This is a genomic window from Janthinobacterium sp. NKUCC08_JDC, from assembly GCF_019345575.1.
Lineage (GTDB): Bacteria > Pseudomonadota > Gammaproteobacteria > Burkholderiales > Burkholderiaceae_D > Janthinobacterium > Janthinobacterium aestuarii.
On sequence record NZ_JAHKQW010000026.1, the window covers coordinates 1 to 19,195 of the forward strand.

18 protein-coding genes are annotated in these 19,195 nt (G+C 60.8%); 11 read left to right on the plus strand and 7 right to left on the minus strand.

From position 1 onward, the window contains the following. The 9 genes from KO538_RS28555 to KO538_RS28595 form a co-directional block, all read left to right on the plus strand. Positions 1–933, plus strand: a 933-nt coding sequence (locus tag KO538_RS28555; protein ID WP_219330389.1) for a DUF2345 domain-containing protein, incomplete at its 5' end; no start/stop codon positions are given. Further along, complete coding sequence (locus tag KO538_RS28560; protein ID WP_219330390.1) at positions 930–1,853, plus strand: DUF4123 domain-containing protein; 924 nt, start codon at positions 930–932, stop codon at positions 1,851–1,853. The genes KO538_RS28555 and KO538_RS28560, both read left to right, overlap by 4 nt. After that, complete coding sequence (locus tag KO538_RS28565; RefSeq protein ID WP_219330391.1) at positions 1,777–2,310, plus strand: hypothetical protein; 534 nt, start codon at positions 1,777–1,779, stop codon at positions 2,308–2,310. The genes KO538_RS28560 and KO538_RS28565 overlap by 77 nt, the downstream gene beginning before the upstream one ends. Before the next feature lie 73 nt (positions 2,311–2,383). Next, complete coding sequence (locus KO538_RS28570; RefSeq protein WP_219330392.1) at positions 2,384–2,884, plus strand: DUF3304 domain-containing protein; 501 nt, start codon at positions 2,384–2,386, stop codon at positions 2,882–2,884. Between the two features lie 10 nt (positions 2,885–2,894). Beyond that, entirely contained in the window at positions 2,895–3,437 is a 543-nt protein-coding gene (locus KO538_RS28575; protein ID WP_080698685.1) for a DUF3304 domain-containing protein, read from the plus strand. A 54-nt stretch (positions 3,438–3,491) separates the two neighbouring features. Further along, positions 3,492–3,989, plus strand: coding sequence for a DUF3304 domain-containing protein (locus KO538_RS28580; RefSeq protein ID WP_072453889.1), 498 nt, complete (start codon positions 3,492–3,494; stop codon positions 3,987–3,989). A gap of 58 nt (positions 3,990–4,047) precedes the next feature. Then, complete coding sequence (locus KO538_RS28585) at positions 4,048–4,542, plus strand: DUF3304 domain-containing protein (RefSeq protein WP_080698683.1); 495 nt, start codon at positions 4,048–4,050, stop codon at positions 4,540–4,542. Between the two features lie 54 nt (positions 4,543–4,596). After that, positions 4,597–5,094 (plus strand): DUF3304 domain-containing protein, encoded by a 498-nt coding sequence (locus KO538_RS28590; RefSeq protein ID WP_080698682.1) that lies wholly within the window; start codon positions 4,597–4,599, stop codon positions 5,092–5,094. 32 nt (positions 5,095–5,126) lie between these two features. Then, complete coding sequence (locus KO538_RS28595; protein WP_081368070.1) at positions 5,127–7,277, plus strand: phospholipase effector Tle1 domain-containing protein; 2,151 nt, start codon at positions 5,127–5,129, stop codon at positions 7,275–7,277. Between the two features lie 57 nt (positions 7,278–7,334). Here the strand turns inward: KO538_RS28595 and tssA are convergent, their stop codons facing one another. From tssA to KO538_RS28630, 7 genes are read right to left on the minus strand one after another with little or no spacing between them, the layout of a single operon-like run. Beyond that, positions 7,335–8,384 (minus strand): type VI secretion system protein TssA, encoded by a 1,050-nt coding sequence (gene tssA, locus KO538_RS28600; protein WP_072453886.1) that lies wholly within the window; start codon positions 8,382–8,384, stop codon positions 7,335–7,337. Between the two features lie 19 nt (positions 8,385–8,403). Continuing rightward, positions 8,404–9,198 (minus strand): OmpA family protein, encoded by a 795-nt coding sequence (locus KO538_RS28605; protein ID WP_072453885.1) that lies wholly within the window; start codon positions 9,196–9,198, stop codon positions 8,404–8,406. Between the two features lie 2 nt (positions 9,199–9,200). Continuing rightward, positions 9,201–10,181, minus strand: a complete 981-nt coding sequence (tagF, locus tag KO538_RS28610; protein ID WP_034754871.1) for a type VI secretion system-associated protein TagF — start codon at positions 10,179–10,181, stop codon at positions 9,201–9,203. Continuing rightward, a complete protein-coding gene (tssM, locus tag KO538_RS28615; protein WP_219330397.1) occupies positions 10,178–14,074 on the minus strand; it encodes a type VI secretion system membrane subunit TssM in 3,897 nt (1,298 codons plus the stop codon). The genes tagF and tssM overlap by 4 nt, the downstream gene beginning before the upstream one ends. Positions 14,075–14,120: 46 nt before the next feature. Then, positions 14,121–15,572: a hypothetical protein gene (locus KO538_RS28620; RefSeq protein WP_219330393.1), complete on the minus strand. Its 1,452-nt coding sequence runs from the start codon at positions 15,570–15,572 to the stop codon at positions 14,121–14,123. A 31-nt stretch (positions 15,573–15,603) separates the two neighbouring features. Next, positions 15,604–15,873, minus strand: coding sequence for a PAAR domain-containing protein (locus KO538_RS28625; RefSeq protein ID WP_034754859.1), 270 nt, complete (start codon positions 15,871–15,873; stop codon positions 15,604–15,606). A 14-nt stretch (positions 15,874–15,887) separates the two neighbouring features. Next, positions 15,888–16,760, minus strand: coding sequence for a M15 family metallopeptidase (locus KO538_RS28630; RefSeq protein ID WP_219330394.1), 873 nt, complete (start codon positions 16,758–16,760; stop codon positions 15,888–15,890). Between the two features lie 189 nt (positions 16,761–16,949). Between KO538_RS28630 and KO538_RS28635 the strand changes: the two genes are divergently transcribed. Further along, entirely contained in the window at positions 16,950–17,720 is a 771-nt protein-coding gene (locus tag KO538_RS28635) for a hypothetical protein (protein ID WP_219330395.1), read from the plus strand. Then, on the plus strand, positions 17,717–19,195 hold a 1,479-nt coding region (locus tag KO538_RS28640), incomplete at its 3' end, for a type VI secretion system Vgr family protein (protein WP_219330396.1). The genes KO538_RS28635 and KO538_RS28640, both read left to right, overlap by 4 nt.

Consider the following 19,195-nt stretch of genomic DNA (forward strand, 5'->3'; position numbering starts at 1 on the left):
GCGGCCAGCGAACTCACTCTTGGCCACCTGATCCATGGGGCCGACAATTACCGGGGCAGCCTGCGCGGCGCGGGCGCCGAGCTGCGCACCGATGCGTATGGCGCGGTGCGGTCCAAGGCGGGCTTGCTGGTGAGCAGCTATGTGCTCAGGCACGAGGCCGCGCAACGCGAGCCGGCCGGCGACAATGCCGGTGGCATGGCATTGTTGAAGCAGGCTGTACTGCTGGGCGACACCTTCAGCCAGGCCGCACAAACGCATCAAACGGTGGCCTACGCCAGCCATGTCGGCGCCAGCGCCCCCAATGCCAGCGAACTCGACGAGCAGGCGGCGCCCCTGAAAGCCATGCAGGCCAGCGTGGCGGGCATGCATGAACAACTGCCGCACACCAAGGACTCGCTGATCGCCATTGCCGCCAAGGCTGACCTGGGCCTGATCGCCGGCCAAGACCTGCAGCTGGCCAATGGCGAGAGCGTCATCCTGATGAGCGGGCAGGACACGCAATGGAGCAGCGGTGGCCAGTGGCGTTTGCACACGGGCCAGGCCATCGGCATGCTGGGCGGCGCGATGAAGGCCGGGGAGGGTGATGCCGGGGTGCAGCTGATCGCCGCCCAGGGCACCATCGACGTGCAGGCGCAAGGCGATACCTTGCGGCTCCAGGCGCGCGACGAGGTCAACGTCATCAGCGCCAACGCGCATGTCGACTGGGCAGCGCTGAAAAGCATCCGTTTGTCGACGGCGGGCGGTGCCAACATCACGATCGAAGGCGGCAACATCACGATCCAGTGTCCGGGCAAGATCACCGTGTTTGCAGGCAAGAAGAGTTTTATCGGCCCCACGCGCGCGCCGTATGTGATGCCGCCGCTGCCATCGAGCACGTGTAAAAGCTGCATTTTGAGCGCCATGCAACAGGGCGCAGCGGGAGTACTGCGGTGACGCCCGGCAGCGTTTCGGCATTGCACGGCTGGGTCCGGGCCAGTCTTGGGCGGCAACGCCTGCCTTATTTGCTGCTCGACAGTGCGCAGGCCGAAAACAGCCACCTGACGCTGCAGCGCTGGAAAGTGCCGTATGCCTCGCTGTTCGAGGAAACCCATGAAGCAAGCCTGCCCGAGATCGCGCCGCTGCTGATATCGCTGTCCGGCCTTGCGCCTGCCATGCTGGAGAAAGTCTGCGACTGGGCCGAAAAACTCGGTTATGGCGCGCCTTGCCTGAGCTGGATGGAAAGTCCATGGCCCTTGCCCGAACTGGCGCGGCATTTGCGCCAGTTTCATGCCGTCGGCCTGAGCGACGAGCAGCAGATGATGCTGCGCTGGTACGACACGCGCATCCTGCCCGTCTGGCTGGCCTGTCTGGAGCCGCTACAGCGCGAGCAATTTGTGGCGGGACTGTTGAGTTTGCAGTACATCAACCGTTTTGGCGACGTTGCCGTCCTGCTCGATGTCGACACCGCCGGTGCTGCGCCGGACGTTGCGCTGATGGGCTCGCCGCTCATCCACCTGGACGATGCGCAATACGGCATGCTGGTCGATGCCGGTGACGCCGATACGCTGATCAGTCATTTACGGCGGGTGATCACGGACGAAACCAACGATACCCCGCCCCGGCTGCTGTACGAATTCGTTGCCCGCTACCAGCAGCGCGCCCTGGCCGCCGGCATCGACGACCTGGACCGCCAGACGCAATACCTGCTGCTGGCCCTGTACACCTCCGGCGCCGGCATCGAACACCCCGATTTCATCGCCCTCATGCAAGACCCACCCACCTCTATCGAAAGTTTCTATGAAGCCATGCAAGCCTTGTCCGACGACGTATGGGAAGCCGGTCCGCCCTTGTGGGGCATTCAACTTGAAGCTTGACCGGCTCCCGGCGCTTGCACTGTGCCTGAGTCTGGCTTTGGTGTTTGCCAGCGGCAACGTCGCGGCGCAGACAGCGGTAAAAGCCGCGCCGCAGGCGTCAAGCGCCGTCAAGCACGCCAAGCTGAAACCGGCCGACACCGCCAACCTGGTCAGCCATTTGCGGCGCGTGATCACCGATGAAACCAATGACACGCTGCCGCGCGTCCTGAACGCCTTTGTCGCGAAATACCAGCAGCGCGCGCTCGATGCCGGGATCGATGACCTCGACCGGCAAACGCAATATGTCTTGCTGGCGCTGTACACCTCTGGCAAGGCAATGGAACAGCCATTGTTTGTTGAATTCATGAAAAATCCACCCGCATCGCTGGACGCCTTTTACGACGCGTTGCAAGCGTTGCCGAAATCCGTTTGGGAAGCGGGGCCGCCGCTGTGGGAGGCGTATGCGCCAAAGGGATAAGTTACATCTAAAGTTGATGTAATTTTCATTTCAATCTCTGGATGTATTTGGTCAATGAATTTCAGGAACTCAGATGATAAAAAGACTATTTCCAAGAAATTTAATCAATGTATTTTTATGTATTTTCATTGCATTTTCAAATACGGCATGTGGCAAGGAAGACATGAAAATTAGCGTGAATCTCACCGCCTACAATCATACCGAACATGGCGTTGGCAGCTATATTGTAAAACTGGCGGACGGTTCCTGGACTGAGGCGGGATTTCTTGCTCCAGGTCAAGGTGGGGGAGGTAAAACTTGTTGCCTTTCGATCCCAACTGTATGGAAGAAAGGGATGGAAGTCACTGTTATTATGAATACTATAAAAGATGGAAAAGATATCAGAGTGGAGAAAGTGGTGCCGGTACCGCCCTATGTGGCCTCTGACGCTGGGAGATTTGTCGTTCATTTCCTGCATGATGGACGATATAAAGTATTCGTAACTAAATATTCACTTGGGCATCAGAAATATCCACTCTCTGGAAAAGACGCTGAATTGCAACCTGGGGTGCCGCTTGAAATAATATGGAAGTAGGTTTTTGTGAATGCAGTCGATTGGATTTGTTTTTGTTTCTTTATTCGAAATAACTTATATGAGTCCATTTGAAAAACGATTAAGTTGTGCCATTTTTTCTATCTTTATTTTATTTTCAACTGTGGCTTGTAATAAAGATTCAATGAAAACCGTTGTGAGTCTGACTGCATATAACCATACCGAACATGGTGTTGGAAGCTATATCGTGACACTTGAAGATGGCTCGTCAGCACAGGCTGGCTACCTCGACCCAGGACAAGGCGGCGGCGGGCAAACTTGCTGCCTTTCAATACCGTCAATATGGAAGCCGGGTATGAAGGCAACCATAGTCATGGATACGGTAAAAAATGGGAAGGCTATCCGTGTAGAAAAAACAGTGTTGGTGCCGCAGTATTCTCGCACCGACGCCAGCATGTTTTTTGTTCATTTTCTTCATGATGGAAGTTATAAGGTATTTGTAACAAAATACTTGCTTGGGCATCGAAAGTATCCGCTTTCTGGAAAAGAGGCTGAATTGCGGCCTGGTGAACCGCTCGAAATAATATGGGAGTAATATTTCTGATGTGAATTTTCTGTGCGATAATTTATTTTTAATGTCTGAAAGGTCATGATTAATTTATTTGGAAAGAAATTGGGTTGTGTTTTTTTATGTATTTTTCTATTATTTTCAAATATTTCTTGTGGCAAGGAATCAATGAAAACTGGCGTGAGTTTGACGGCATATAACCATACTGAGAACGGCGTCGGAAGTTATATTGTGACACTGACAGATGGAACTTCAGTAGAGGCTGGCTACTTGGCTCCTGGCGAAGGGGGGGGAGGGGAAACTTGCTGCCTTTCAATTCCTTCGGTATGGAACCCTGGCATGAAAGCGACGATATCTATGCATATATTAAAGAATGGTAAGCCGATTCGAGTGGAGAAGATAGTCTCCGTACCTCGTTACAATTCGTCCGATGCTGGCAGGTTTGTCGTTCATTTTCTTCACGATGGAAGCTTGAAGGTTTTTGTAACTAAATACTCGTTGGGACATCGAAAATATCCACTTTCTGGTAAGGAAGCGGAACTGGAGCCGGGAGTGCCGCTGGAAATAATATGGGAGTAAATTTTTTTTATTTAAATGTTTTCTATTATATTTTATTTTCAATTCATGGAAAACTATAATGAATTTATTGGGAAAGAGATTTGCTTGCGTTTTTTTATGTAATTTTCTATTATTTTCAAATATTGCTTGTAGCAAGGAACCAATGAAGATTCTCGTGAATCTGACTGCGTATAACCATACCGAAAATGGTGTTGGAAGCTATATCGTGACACTTGATGATGACTCTTCAGCCGAGGCCGGTTATTTGGCGCCAGGGGAAGGAGGCGGCGGGAAAACTTGTTGTCTCTCGATACCAGCGACTTGGAAACCCGGCATGAATGCGACTATTGCCATGCATATATTAAAAAATGGTAAGCCGATCAGAGTGGAGAAAACAGTTTCTATACCTCGTTACAATCCTTCCGATGCTGGCAGGTTTGTCGTTCATTTTCTTCATGATGGGAGTTATAAGGTATTTGTAACAAAATATTTGCTAGGGCATCGAAAGTATCCACTTGGTGGCAAGGAGGCGGAACTGGCGCCGGGCATTCCACTGGAAATAATATGGGAGTAAAATTTTTTACGTGACTTTTCTTTATAATAATCTATTTTCAATTCAGGGAAGACTATGATGAATTTATTGGGAAAGCGATTTGCTTGCCTATTCTTATGTGTTTTTCTATTGTTTTCAAATGTGGCCTGTAGCAAGGAATCAATGAAAATCAGTGTAAGTCTTACTGCGTATAACCATACCGAACATGGAGTCGGAAGCTATATTGTGACACTTCAAGATGGCTCGTCAGCAGAGGCTGGCTACCTCGACCCCGGAGAAGGAGGGGGCGGTCAAACTTGTTGTCTTTCTATACCATCAGTTTGGAAACCGGACATGAAGGCATCGATAGTCATGAATACGGTAAAAAATGGGAAGGCTATTCGCGTTGAAAAAATGGTGTCGGTGCCGCAGTATTCTCGTGCCGATGCTAGCATGTTTGTCGTGCATTTTCTTCATGATGGAAGCTATAAGGTTTTTGTAACAAAATACTCGTTGGGACATCGAAAATATCCGCTTTCTGGTAAGGAAGCAGAACTGGAGCCTGGCGTTCCACTAGAAATAATATGGGAATAGAAATTATAAAATAATTCAGGAGTTTTGTAAAAATGTCTATTATTTATACAGGAAGAAAAGCTCCTCTCGATGGGCGACGCAGCCTTACTCCCAAAGAATCGTTACAGCGTGCAAAGGCGATGGCTTGCGTCAGGTCGCCTCATAAAACAGAATGCCAGGGGCAGATTTATATAGGCTTGTTTTATGATGGGAGCGGGAATAATCATGATTGGAAACAGAAAGACCCGATAGCAAATCCCAAGAATCTGACTCAGCGGGAGAGAAACAAGCATAGCAATGTTGCCAGGCTTTGGGATGCACATCTTGATGAACAAAAAAATGGATTCTTTCGTTCATATATGCCTGGTGTCGGCACGCCGTTCAATGAAATTGGCGATACCGTCGAGGCTCTGACCGATAATGCGGGTGGCGGCTTCGGTTACATGGGTGCCGATCGTATTAATTGGGGGATAACCTCCTTACTTAATTCAGTGCACCGTTATTTGACAGGTTTTCCTTTGCTCGATCCGGGCGAGCAAAGGCTGTTGGTCAATTTGATGAGTGCACAAATGCTGCTTGGGTTGGAAGGCGTGCAGCGTTGGACAATGCTGACGTCGCTTGAAGAAAAACTGGCGCGTGTTGTCAGAACTCATCAGCGCAAGCTCAAACAAATCAATGTTTCCATCTTCGGTTTTTCCCGTGGCGCAGCCGAAGCGCGCGCCAGTGCGCACTGGCTGCATCAGGTATTCGAACGGGAAACTGGCGCATTTGAGTTGGCAGGCGTACCCATACGCATAGGCTTCCTGGGAATTTTCGATACCGTTGCCGCCGTTGGCGTCGGTGACGTAACGCCGGTCACCTTCGGGCATATGGCTTGGGGAAATGGAACACAGAGCATCCACCCTGTAGTAGAAGAGTGCACGCATTTCATCGCCTTGCATGAACAGCGCGCCAGCTTTCCGCTGGAATCGGCGACCGGACGGGGCAATGTCGGCTACCCGGGCATGCACTCCGACGTGGGGGGAGGATACTACCCAGGCGAGCAGGGCAGATCCATGCCGGCCTGGGGGCCCTCACCTCACTTGTCGCAGATACCGTTGATCGACATGCATTTTGCCGCCCTGAAAGCTGGTGTTCCCTTACGCACCTTGAATGAGATGAAAGTGGTAAAGCGCGAGGCGATGCTGGCATCCTTTGCCACCGACCCAAGACTGATCGCCTCCTACAACAACTGGCTGACGCATAACGGCATCAAGGGCGCCGACGTGAAGACCTTTACCGAGGCGCATACAAAACAATATCTGCGCTGGCGCGGCATGTTGCACGCGCAGGGAAAAGCGCAGTTGAAGACCAGGCGCTTTTTCAAGGAGTCGGACCAGCCGGGCCAGAAAGACTTGCTGGAGGCCGATTCCGATCTGGGGGTATATCTGCGCTCCTGGCGCGAACGAAAGAAGGCCAACGCAACCGTGGCGGGGTGGCTCAATGAACGTGCCAAGAGTGTCTTGAATCGCGTCAGCCCGGCCGGCATGCTGTTTGTCGAAGACGGAAAAGACCCGTTAAGCGACTGGGAAGAGCGGTTTTTGAAAATCATGACGGAAGGCGCGCAGCCGCCGGCTGGCTGCGTCACGCTGTTTGAGGATTATGTGCACGATTCGCGCGCCGGCTTTCGCATCCTGGGCAAGCACGAGCCGGTATGGCTGACCGGCGGCTATGGCCGCTTCCGCCACGTTTTCGTGCAAAGCGATGATTATTCGAACATGTCGAATATCGCCAATGAATCGCTGAAGGCCGTCAAGGCAGCGGGCGATGCGGCCGTGACCTACTTCCAGAAGCTGTATGGTTACACCGTCAGCACCTACCAGGTGGCGCGCAGAAAGATCGCTGCCACCGCGCGGGCGGTGTCCGAGGCCGAAAAGCGGCTGGAACGGCAGGCGGTGGAAACGTACAGGGAAACGAGCCGGATGATCGTCGATGGCGCCACCCGCGCCGGTCACGACGTGCACGATGCCGGGGTGGAGGCGGAAAAGAAATTGAACCACGCAGTCAAAACCGCGAAAAATGCCATGCAGCAAGCCAGCCAGGAAGCCCGGCTTTATTATGAGGCAGAAAAAAAAGTCATTTTGAAGTACGCGAATGCAGAGGCCGAGTTGCTGGAGCAGCTGAAAAAGCGCTGGCTCGAGCAAGACCGGGAAAAAACGAAATGAAGGAGTCAGGTACAGCCGCCTCTGGCGGCGGCAGACACGCCGCCAGAGGCATGGATATTAGCCATTGCCGGGCGGTTGCACGCCCAGCAGCTCTTCAATATGCGCCAGCGAACCGGCATCCTTGACCACCGAACGCAGCCAGCTGTGCAAATCCTGGTCGGCCGCATTGGCGGCCTTGTCGGCAAAATAGGAGACGGGGCTGTGCGGTTCACTGCGGCGGAAAAACTGCGCCACGGCGCGTAGTTGCTCGATCGCCTGTGCACGCGTGGTGATAGCGCCTGGCGGGCCGGCCGGGATCGCGGTCACGGCCGGCGCCATCGCGCTTTCTGCCATGGCCACACCGCCACCGGCCGCAGCGGCGGGCACGGCGGGCGCCACGCCGGCACTGGAGGGCATTACGCGCAGCATCGCTTCGACGGCTTCGCGTGCCGTGGAAAAGGCCGGGCTGTCGTTGCCCAGGCGGGCGTCGACGACTCTTTCAAGCTTGCGCAGCGCTTCCAGGCAATCTTGCGCGTCGACGGCGAAACTGGCGCAAAAGGCGGCCGAGTTGTTGCGCCGCGCCGCTTCCATGTCGGACAGCTTGACGCCCTCATGCTGCCTGGCGGAATCCCCCGGGGCGGCCTGGCGTCGCGCGGTCTCGAAATCGATGGTGGAAAAAGCGCCGCCCGGGCCGCCCGTGATGGGCACTTCGCGCAGCAGCGCCGGGATGCGCGAGAGTATCCAGCTCAGGTTGCCGATGCGCTGCTCCTGATCACCGTCCTCGGCTTCGGGAAACAGGCCCCGGTCCCAGAATTTTTCGCACAGCCCCGCCAGCACCAGCAAGCCTTCGGCCATGCCGCGCAGGTGGTGGCGCTTGGTGCCCGCTTCCGTCAGCCAGACGGCCAGGCGCAGATCCTTGCTGCTGCCGGCAAGCAGGCCGGCGCAACTGCGCACGACGAAGTCCCAGTCGGCCTCCTTCAGGTCGGCAACCCATTCGCCCTGGTCGAGCGTGGGGTCGTCGAACTTGCGCGCCAACGTGATCGCGTCGAGTTCGGGCGAAAACGCCAGGTCCACGCCTGCCGGTTGTTCATTGCTGATCGGAAGTAATAACTGTTCGGCTGAAAACATGTGGTCCTCTGATGGATGGTTATTGCGCCATGCGAAATTCAATGCGCCGGTTGCGGGCGCGCCCGTCCGCCGTGTCGTTGCTGGCGATCGGCCGGTCGGAGCCCTGGCCCGATGCCGTCAGCAGGTCGCCGTGGATGCCTTTCGATGCCAGGTAGAATTTGACGGCCTCGGCCCGCGCCTGGCTCAGGCTCTGGTTACTGGCGCGCAAGCCCTGGTTGTCGGTATGGCCGATGATCTCGACCTTGCGGCCGGCCAGCTTTTGCATGGCTGCCGCCATTTCATCGAGGATGGCGCGGCCCGACGGCGTCAAGGTGGCCTTGCCGCTTTCAAACTCGATCGTGCGGTTGGCCAGGGTTGTGTCGAGCACGCCTTGCTCGCTGGCCGACACGCGCAGGCCATTGTTGACGGTGTAGGTGGGGTTGAGGCTGGTGGCGATATCGCTGGCGATTTTCTGCCGCTGCGCCTCGTTCGCCACTTCGCCGCGCACGCTGACGACGCTGCCGTCGATTTTCAGCTGGCCGCGGCTGATCTGCTTGAGGTTGGGCGACAGCAGCTTTTGCACATACGCGTTCCAGTTGGCGGGCAGCACCACCTGGCCGACGGCGATCTGGTCGACCACCTTGTCGGCGCCGTACAGCTCGCGCAGGCGCACCAGCACGGCGGCCTTGCTCGCTTCGTCGGGCACGGTACCGGCGGCCAGCACCTGGCCTGGCTGCGGCGTGGCGGCCGTGGGTATCGCTGTGGGCGCTTGCGCCGAAGCGGACATGGCGGCCAGCGCCATGCCGAGGAAGAGAACGATACGGGATAGGCGCATGGTCAGGTTCCGATAAAGGCGGCGCGCAAGGAATCGTGCGCCGATTTGAGCGAGAGATTGGCTTGCGCCAGATAGGTCGACACTTTCTTGATCGCATAGTCGCTGCCGACCTGTTCCTCGACCCAGTCCAGGTCGTCGAACGCGATATGGTGATCGAGCGCCGCTTGCGGGTTCATCAGCACATGCAGGGTTTGCGCCGACGCGCCGGAAAATCCCAGCACCAGCGTCTGGCGGCCGCGCAGCCGGGTGATGAACAGCGCCAGCTCGAAGTCGGCACGCGCCAGGAACGGCGTGATCAGGTGCATCCAGAACGCCGCCACCATGTTGCGGTACAGAGGGTCGGCCGGCAGCGGCAATTCGAGGCTTTTCTCCAGCCGGCTGGAACTGCTGGCCATCACCGGCTGCAGCAGCAGGCCCAGCGCCAGCAGCACCTGCCGCACCGTGCCCGTGAAACCGGTGGGCGCCAGCAGCGCGTCGAGTTCGCCCACGGTCTGCATGTCGAGGAAGTCGTTGAAGGTGGCTTCATAGGCGGCGGCGCGCAGGTCGAGGTCGATGCTGGCATGGCTGGCCGCGTGCAGCGCGTTGCCCGCATCGGGGCCGCGCATGTCGTTGCTGAGCGCCTCGAAACGGTTCCACAGGCGCGACAGCACCAGCGGACTGTTGGCGACAAACGCGGCCGGCTGGTCCACTTCCATGGTGCTCATCATCAGAAAGGGAAAACGGCGCGACGAGGCATCGCTGCTGGCGGCGATATGGCCGGCGATGGCGCGTCCACGGCGCGGGCCGATAAAGGCGAAATGCATGGGCGGCAGCGCATCGTAGGTCAGCTTCCAGCGCGCGTCGGCGCTGAGCAGGTCCATCGCCTGCGCCAGCCAGTCGTCGAGGATCTTCAGCAGGGCCGGGTTGTCGCTGGCCTTGACGAAGTCGCCGCGGCTGGGCAGCTTGCCGAAATAGCCGATCGGGGTGGCGGTGGTGCGGTTCATGGCGCGACGGCGGCATTGGCCGCGGTGGCGCCTGCCGGCGCGGGAGTGTTGACGGCCGGAACGCTCTGGGCCACGATTTCCGGCAGCTTCAGGCCGCGGAAGCCCGCGGCGCCCGAGGCGGTGGCCGGTGCCGCAACCGGCGCCGGAGTGGCGACGATCTTCAGGTTGGCCGCCACGCTCACGCCGCTGTTTTCCCAGCTCAGTTCGAATACGCCGCCATCCTTGCGCTTGCGCTTGGCAGAATCGATCATTTTCTTCAGGCCGAAATGGCCAGGCTCGTTGAGCAACACGACCGTGCGGCCTTCCGGCGTGATGGCGCTGATGCGCGCGCCGGGCGTACCTTGCGGATTCGGCCAGACCATATGGATCCACGGCTGCGGCTGGCCGCGCCAGCGCAGCGCCTGGCCGTCGATCTCGATCGTGTACTCGGTGGCGCCGGTGGCGGCCAGCGCCTGCAGGTCGAAACGGGTCTGCGCTTCGCCGGCGCCGGCCGCCGTGGCCACGCCGTTGGCGCTGAGTGGAGCGATCCAGCCGGGGAAGCTGGCCACCACGGACGGTGCCAGGCCGATGCCCATGTTGGCCCAGGTCTTGGCGCTGAGCGAATCGCCACGGCGCACCACCAGCGGGCCGATGGTGGTATTGAAGAACTTGGCGATGCTGCCTTCCGGCCCGAACACCTGGCCGATGTCGGCATTGCTGGCCTCGCTACCCGAAGCGGGCGCAAACGGATACTTGGGCGCCAGGGTTTTCTGGAACGGTTCGAGCACCTGCGCCAGCCAGACCTTGTTGATTTCCGTCTCGGTCGGCTTGATGATGACGGCGAACGTCTGCATCAGCGGGCGTACCAGCAGCGGCCGGATGGCCTGCTTTTGCGCATCGGTCATGCCGGTCAGCATCTGTTCATCCACGTATTTGAGCGCATCGGCCAGTTCCGAACCGGTGCCGTCCAGCGTCTGCTGCATGAACTGTTTGGCGCCGGGGCCCGTATCGCCCTGGTTCTTGATCTGGTTGAAGCGGGCGCGCAGCTTCGACAGCGCATCCATGTAGCCGCGCATCAGCGAAGCGTCCTTGTCCTTGGTCACCACCAGGCGGGCCACACCGGAAAACTCGCGGCCCACCGGCCCCATCGGCAAGGCGCCGGCGGCGGGCGCGCCGCTGCCGATGTTAACGTTGATGCCGGACGGTTTCTGGCGCAGGATGGTTTCCTTGAACCAGCCCATCATGCCGCGCTGGGCCCGCTGCAAGCCCTGGCCCAGCAGCGAGGGGTTGTCCCACGAGGTTTCCTTGTACACCGTTTCGATCAGCTTGTTGATCGGCGAGGTTTGCGGATCGCCGAGCCGGTTCATGGCCGCCGCCGCGTTGTCGAAGCCGTTCAACTCGCGGATGCTGACGCCCTGGATGAATTTCTGCCATTCCTTGGCGTAGTCCGTTTTATACAGTTCGACCAGCGCTTTCTGGATCTGCTCCGGGCTGCCTTCGAGGGTCAGATCGTCCTTCGACGCCGTTTTCAGCACCCAGTCGGCGCTTTGTAGTTCGCGGTTGGCCGCTTCCTGGAAGGCTTGCTGGATGAATTGTTCCCAGGCGTCGCGCGTAAACGTGCCGGGAATGGCGTAGCTGCCCAGCACCAGTTCCTTGTCCTGCTCGCCGACAATGCGCGCCACCGTCATCGAGGCGAAGCGCGTGGCGGCGCGCGCCTTGACGTCGGCGTAGACGCGCTCGCGGGCCGGCATGCCCCGCACCACGCGGCGCAGGCTGTCGCGCGACTGGTCGACCAGCGCCAGCTTGCTGTCGACCTGCGGCCAGGAAGGGTCGTTGATCTGGGTGAGGTAGAACGAAATCATGCGTTCGGCGCTGCGTATCATCTGTTCGCGCGGCATGCTGCCGCGGTTGCTGTCGAGCCAGACCCGCCAGAAACGGGTCAGCTGGTCATTCAGGTGGCTCGCTTCGGCGCGCGACTTGTCGCTCAGCATCAGATAGGTTTTCAGGGCGTTGTAGGCGTCTTCCACATTGGCCGGCGAGGCGTCCTTGAACTGCTGTGCGCCGAGGTTGACGGCGGCCGCCGTGGCTGGCGGTGCGGCGGCAGGGGCGCTGGCCAGGGCTGGCGTCGGCGTGGCGGCCACCGGTGCGGCCAGGGTGCCGGCTGGCGCGGGCAGGGTAGCGGCCGCGCCGGCCGACACCGCGCCCGACTGCGGCGTGCTGGCCATCGGCTGCAAGCGGCTGGCGCCGGCATTGACCTCGGCCAGGAAGGCTTCCAGCGATTGCGCGACCGGGGTCAGCATCACTTCACGCACACCCGAGAAATATTCTTCGCGCAGTTTGCGTTCCAGCAGTTCCCCCTGATACAGGCCCAGGCCCAGCGAGATGGGCCGGCTGTTGCGGTAGGCATCGAGCTGTTCGATCCGGTCCTGCATGATTTCCAGCGCTTCGAAACGCGATTGCAGGTCGAGCCGCTTGTCCTGCACCTTGATCGCCTGGTCCAGGTCAGCCTGCACGTTGGCCACCAGCTGGCGGTTGGCCATGTAGGACCAGCTCCAGCCGGCCAGCGCCAGGCCCACCAGCGCGGTGGCGGCAAAGAAAGTGGCGTAGCGCAGGCGGGTCTTGGCTGGACTGGCGTACTGGGCGACCAGCTCCCTGTCGGCGAAGATCACCTTGCGGAACAGATTGAGCAGGAAATAGCCGTGCTGGTCCTGCACCGCGTTCTGTTGCTGCGGCTGCAATTTCAAATCGAAGCGCTGCGCCACGCGTTCCGACGAGGCCGATACCGACATGCCTTCCTGCAACGCGCTGGTGAAATAGAAGCCGCGCATGACGGGCTTGAACTGGAACGGGTTTTCCTCGAACAGGGTGGCGATGAAGGCGCGCAGCGAACCCTTGATCGCGCTGAACTCGAGCGGGAAGGTGAACACGCCCGGCGGCATGCGTTCCTGCTGCTGCAGCGCCATGCTGGCCAGGCTCAGCTCTTTCAGGCCGTCATACAGTTCGTCGAAACGCTGGTCGAACTGCTCCAGCACGTCCTGTTTGGAACTGGTCTGGCTGTAGGGCAGGGTGGCGCCCCATACCCGGTCGCGTTCGCCCCGTTCCGTGTCCTGGAAGAATTCGTTGAAACCGGTAATCAGGTCGGCCTTGGTGAACACCACGTAGACGGGCGCGTGCACTTCCAGCTTTTCCGTCAGTTCCTGCACCCGCTGGCGCAGGTTCTTGGCCAGATTGATGGCGAATTCGGGCCGGCTGCCAGTCAGTTCGGCAATGCTGACGGCGATGATGATGCCGTTGATCGGCGCGCGCTTGCGGTGTTTTTTCAATAGCGCCAGGAAGCCGAACCATTCGGCGCGGTCTTCGTCGTTGACGGAATAGCGGCCCGCCGTGTCGAGCAGGATTCCATCGGTGGTGAAGAACCAGTCGCAATTGCGGGTGCCGCCGATGCCTTGCACGATCTTGCTGTCGGCAAAAGGAAACTGCAGGCCGGAATTGGCGATCGCCGTGCTCTTGCCGGCCGCCGGGTTGCCGATGACCATATACCAGGGCAGCTCATACAGGGCCGCGTCACCTGACAGCTGGCCCAGCTTGGACGTCTTGATGGTACCGATCGCTTCGAGCATGCGCTTGCGGATGGTTTCGGTTTCCTCGCGCTGGGTAGGGCCCGCCTTGGGCGCCGCGCCAGCCGTCTGCTGTTCCAGCATGCCGCCGAACCGTGCGGCATCGCGCTGGCGGCGCCTGCGCTGCAGCCACCATACCGCGCTGGCGATCAGCAGGACCAGCGCCAGCGGCGGCACGATCCATACCAGCGGCCATTCGAAGATGATGGCGCAACTGGCCAGCAGTGCGGCCAGCGCCACGAAGCCGATGGCGAACAGGCTGAAACGGGTAGTAATGGAATGCCAGAATCGTTGCATCATAGTATGAGGGGCGAGAGGTTGATAGGCATGGTGGAGGGAGGGGTCATGTCGCTGCGAGGGCTTCAGGGGCAAGGGTAGGCGCCCCCACCACCACGGCGGCCCGGCGGAAAGCGTCGAGGTTGCTCAGGCATAGCACCTGGCTGGCATTGTCGGCCGCCTCGTGCCGCGCCAGCACCAGCGCCGCCAAGGTGGCCACCTGGCCACTTTGGCCGCAGGCCGCCGCCACGCTCAGTACGTCGTTGCTGAGATCGATATCGGGCAGCAGCGTGCCGGCATTGTTCATCAGTTCGATCATGCGGCTCGAGCGCTGGTCGGCATCGGCGTATAGCCGCGTAATCGCGGCCGGGGCGACAGACGCCGCCGACATCGCCTTGCCGCCCAGCTCGGTCAGCAAGGTGGCATCGCCGTGGCCGCGGCTGTCCGCCGACTGGCCACGTACGGCCATGCTGGTATGGTGCAGCAGTACCGGCGTGTCCACCTGCAGCGCCGCCGCCTGGGCCGCGTCGGCCAGCAAGAGGCCTGCCGCGCCTTCGCCGGGAATTTGCCCGCCCGGCTGGCCCGCATTGAACAGCAGGCCGCGCGAGGTCCAGTCATGCACGGTTAGCTCGCCGATATGCGAACCGCAGGCCAGCACGATGGCCAGGCAAGGCAACTCTTGCAAGGCAGCCTGCGCGGCCAGCTGTTCGATCAGCGCCAGCGGCCCGCTGTCGCCGGCCAAGTGCACGCCGAGCTTGTCGGCAGGCCAGCCTTGCTGTTCCGCCTGTGCCTGCAGCCAGGCGGCGCCTGTGTCGCGCTGCGGCTGCTCCCAATCGGGTGGCAACAGCAGATGCAGTTGCAGGGTCGGCAGCGCCAGCGCGGCGCGCGATCGCGGTTGCGCCGCCTTGTAGTCGTCGAGTTCCGTGTGCATCGCCGCTTCCTGCATCAGTTCGGTCAATACGCCGGCGCCCAGCGCCAGTGCGCGCAAGTGTTCGGCATCGAAATGCGCTGTTGCACCGTGCGCCGTATCGGCCGGACGGGTCCGCAGCCAGTCGTCCAGCAGTGCCTTCTGCTCATGTTCATCGACGTCGGCCACGCGGGCGCTCATCACCGGATAGCCTTGCGCGTCGGTCAGTTCCGGGTCGAGTTCGGGGCGCTGCTGCTTGTCTTGCAGCGCGGCCGCCAGTTCCGGCGCCGAGGCGCCGCCCGGCATGCGCAGCGCGGCGGCGGCCAGGTGCAGCGGCGCGCGCGGCGCAGGTTCATTGCCGGGCGCCCCGGCGTCGGCCCCGGCGGCGTCAGCCAGCGCGGGAGATGCCGCCGCCGGCGCCGTCAGCCTGGCCAGCAGTTTCTTGCCCAGCCACCAGCTGATGAGCAGCGCCAGCGGCAACGCCAGCATGCTGCCGGCCAGGTCGCCCGTCGACGGCATGCGCGTGCTGGTGCGCCAGTACCAGATCGCGCCGCCCCAGCACAAGGCGAACACGGCCAATATCAGCAGGCTGCGCCGCAGCCACGCGCGCATCAGCGCGCTCCCTTGCAGTGGCGGCCGGACGTCATAGCTGATCCGTGGTGGCTTGCTGGCTGGCGATCAGCACCGCGCCACAGCTGGTCTTGTCGCCCTGGCGGGCCACCGGCTTGCCATCGACGATCCAGCTGGCGTCGCCGCTGACGATGGGGCAGGTGCCATGGCCAGGCCGCGGGCACGAAACCTTGTCGCCCACGCGCGCGATGCCGATGCCGCCGCTGTCCGTCACCGCCGAGGCTTCCAGCACGCTGCCGCCATGCGATGTCTTGTCACCCAATCTGATTACAGGACCAGCCATATGTGCTCCTTAAGTCATCGTTGTTTTTTCATCACACCAGGCACGCGCAGTTCCGTGTGGCCGAAATCCATCATTTTCCAGCGGCCGCCCCAGGTCATGCCGACCGATTCGGCCACTTCGCCATACAGCTGATAGCCGCGCATGGCCCAGGGATCTTTTTCCGAGATCACCAGCTTGCCGTTGCGCAAAAAGGCGCAATCGGCCGCCAGGCCATACTGATGCCAGCTCTGGAACGCGGCCGCATTGGTGACATTGCTGCCCATGCCGGCCAGCATGTTTTGCCGTTCCGGACTGCGGTAACCTTCCAGGATGGCCATGTCGTAGCCATGTTTTTCCTTCATGATCTTGAACACCAGCAGCAGCCTTTGTGCGTACTCGGTATTGAGCAGCGTCCAGTTGCGGCTGGCCGATACCAGCATCGGCCGCACTTGCTGTACTTCCTCGGTGGCGAACACCAGCGGCGGCAGATCCACCGGCGGCACCAGCTGTTCGCCTTGCAGCAGGGCCGATACTTGCGTATTCATTTCGCGCGTCGACACTTCGTAGCCGCCCAAGACACTCTTGCTGCCTGCCAGCAAGGCGATTGCCGGTGGCAGACACATCACCGCCGCACCGCCCAGGAACAGCAGGTAATGGCGGCGCACGAACGCCGCGCTGCCGAGCAAGGTGCTGGCGCCACCACGGCGCAGCGTGTCCAGGCCTGCATTCCTGCGCCGGGCAAGCCGATCGAGCCGTGCGCCGATGCCTTGTTCAGCCGTCGCCAGCGCCCGCAGCAGCAGTTCGCGGCCCGATGGAAACAGCACGAGCCAGCTGATCAGGCATGCCAGTAAAAAATAGAGTGCCACCGCCAGTAGAAACACGTCCACCCCGCTCGAGAAAGGCGCCATGCATGGGCAGTTGACTGCGGCTGCGCCAGCGTTTGCGCTAATATTGCCTGTGAGTATATCTTACTAACTTGCTAATTACGGACGCTTAGTTTCAATTGTGCGCCGGGTGCGCACTGTTGATTTCCTAACATGCGTCACGCTTTTTTTTATTGTCGTAAGGTATTGCAAATATTGACAGGAGTTAAGATTTTGCAAAGCAATGACGACAGCCCACGGCCATCGACACGGCCCAGCTTATTGACGCCCGCGCAACAGGCCGAGGCCGACCGCAGCCGTATCCTCAACCATCTCGAAGGTGGCAGGCGGCCTGCGCCCATGCCGCATGAAGGCAGGCGCGCCAGCCGGTGGCAGGTCTGGGGCGGCATGCTGGCCGGCGCTTTGTTGCTGCTGGCCACCGGCGCCTGGCTGGGGCAACACGAGGCGGCGGCGGTGGCCGAACCCGTGTCGAGCAGTACGGCACCAGCGCCGGAAACACCGGCCGTGGCCGCCGCGCCCGTCACCGCCGCTGCCAGCATCCGCGAGGAGGAACAGCAGGCGCTGCCACGGCAGAGCTTGAGCGAAATGCTGGGCGCCGACTTGCCAGTCCCAGCGCCGGCGTCCGTGCCCGGCCCCAAGGATGTGCTGAGCAAGGCGCTGGAAAGCCCGCAGAAGAGCGCGTCCAAGCCGGCGCGCGCGCCGCAGAAAAAACCGCCAGCCAAACCGCTCAAGCCCGCTGCTCCGGCCAAGCCCGCCGTCACGCCGGAACAGGAAAACGACCTGGCGCTTCTGGCCGCGCTCGTATCGCATGCCCAGGCTGGCACGCCGCCCAAAAAAGCGCCGTCCAGCCTGCAAGTCCAGTTACAGCAATGCAGCAAATTGAAACCGGCGGCCGCCGATAGCTGCCGGCAGAGGACCTGCGCCGGCCGCACCGACAAGCCGTTATGCAAGGCGGCCAGGGCTGCTGCGAAAGGCGCGCGATGAGCGCAGCGCAGCTGGAGCAGGTGGATGCCGCGTTGGGAGCGTTCTCGAGTATCACGCGCTTGTACGAGATCACGCTGGAAGGCGACGGCGCACAGGATGCGGGCCCCTTGCTGGTGGAAGCGTTCGCCGGTGACGAGCAATTGCAGACGCCCGGCGCGCGCGATGTCATCGTGCTGTCGACCAGCGCCCAGCTGGCGCTGGCGCCCATGCTGGGCAAGCTGGCCACGCTGCAAGTGAGCCTGTTTGATGGCAGCCGCGCCAGCTTCAGCGGCCATGTCAGCGAGGCGGCCATGCTGGGCAGCTTCGGCGGCCTGGCGCGTTACCGGCTGCGCCTGACACCGTGGCTGTGGCGGCTGGGCCAGGTGCGTAACAGCAGAGTCTGGCAAGACAAGAGCGTGATCGAGATCGTCGAGTCCGTATTCCAGTCCTATGCTCCCGCGGCGAGGTGGCGCTGGAGCGATGACACGCGTCCGTTCATGGATGGCGCCGCGGTGCGCAGCTATTGCTGCCAGTACCGCGAATCGGACCTCGATTTCGTCGGCCGCCTGCTGACCGAGGAAGGACTCGCATGGCGCTTCGAGGAGCAGGAAGGCGGCCATTGCCTGGTGCTGTTTGCCGACAGCAGCGCCGACAGCGCGGTGCCGGAAGATGCTTCCAGCGCGGCCGGCGGCGGCATCCGCTTTCATGGCGCGCGCGCCGGCGAGCAGGGCGATACGCTGCAGGCGTTCAGCACGGCGCGTTCGCTGAACACGGCGCTGGCGACCGTGCTCAGTTATGACTACAAGGCCAAGCAGGCGGTCGCGGCCGGCGTGCCGACCCGGACGGCGGTGGGCGGCCAGCATGCGCCATTGCTGGAAAGCTACGATACGCCTGGCCAGTATTACTATGCCGACGCTGCCCAGGCCAGCCGCTACGCGCTGTTGCGGATGCAGGCGCTCGAAGCGCGCAGCGAACGCTGCGTTGCGCGCTCGACGGTGCGCACCTTGCGCGCCGGTACGCGGTTCAGGCTGACACAGGGGCCGCTGCAGGGGGCGGGCGGCGATGCGCCGGCCCCGGCTTATACGGTGCTGCGCGTCTGCAGCGTGGGCGTCAACAACTTGCCGGCGCCGGCCAGGCAAGGTTTGGCTGAACTGTTCGGCCCGATTCCGGAACTGCTGCAGGAAAGCCTGGGCACGCTGAACCTCGGACCGCGCCACATCGAACACTTCGAGCAGGTGATCGCCCAAGCGGTGGCCAGCGGCTATGCCAATCATCTGGAAGCGATTCCCGCCGCCACGCCGTGGCGCCCGGTGCTCGGTGAAAACGGATTGCGCCAGCATCCGAAACCGACCGCCTGCGGCAGCCAGAGCGCCATCGTCGTGGGCGCCGATGGCCAGGACGCGGCCAGCGGCGCCGATGAGATTTATTGCGACAGGCTGGGCCGGGTGCGCATCCGCTTTCACTGGCAACAGGAAACGGCCGCGACCTGCTGGGTG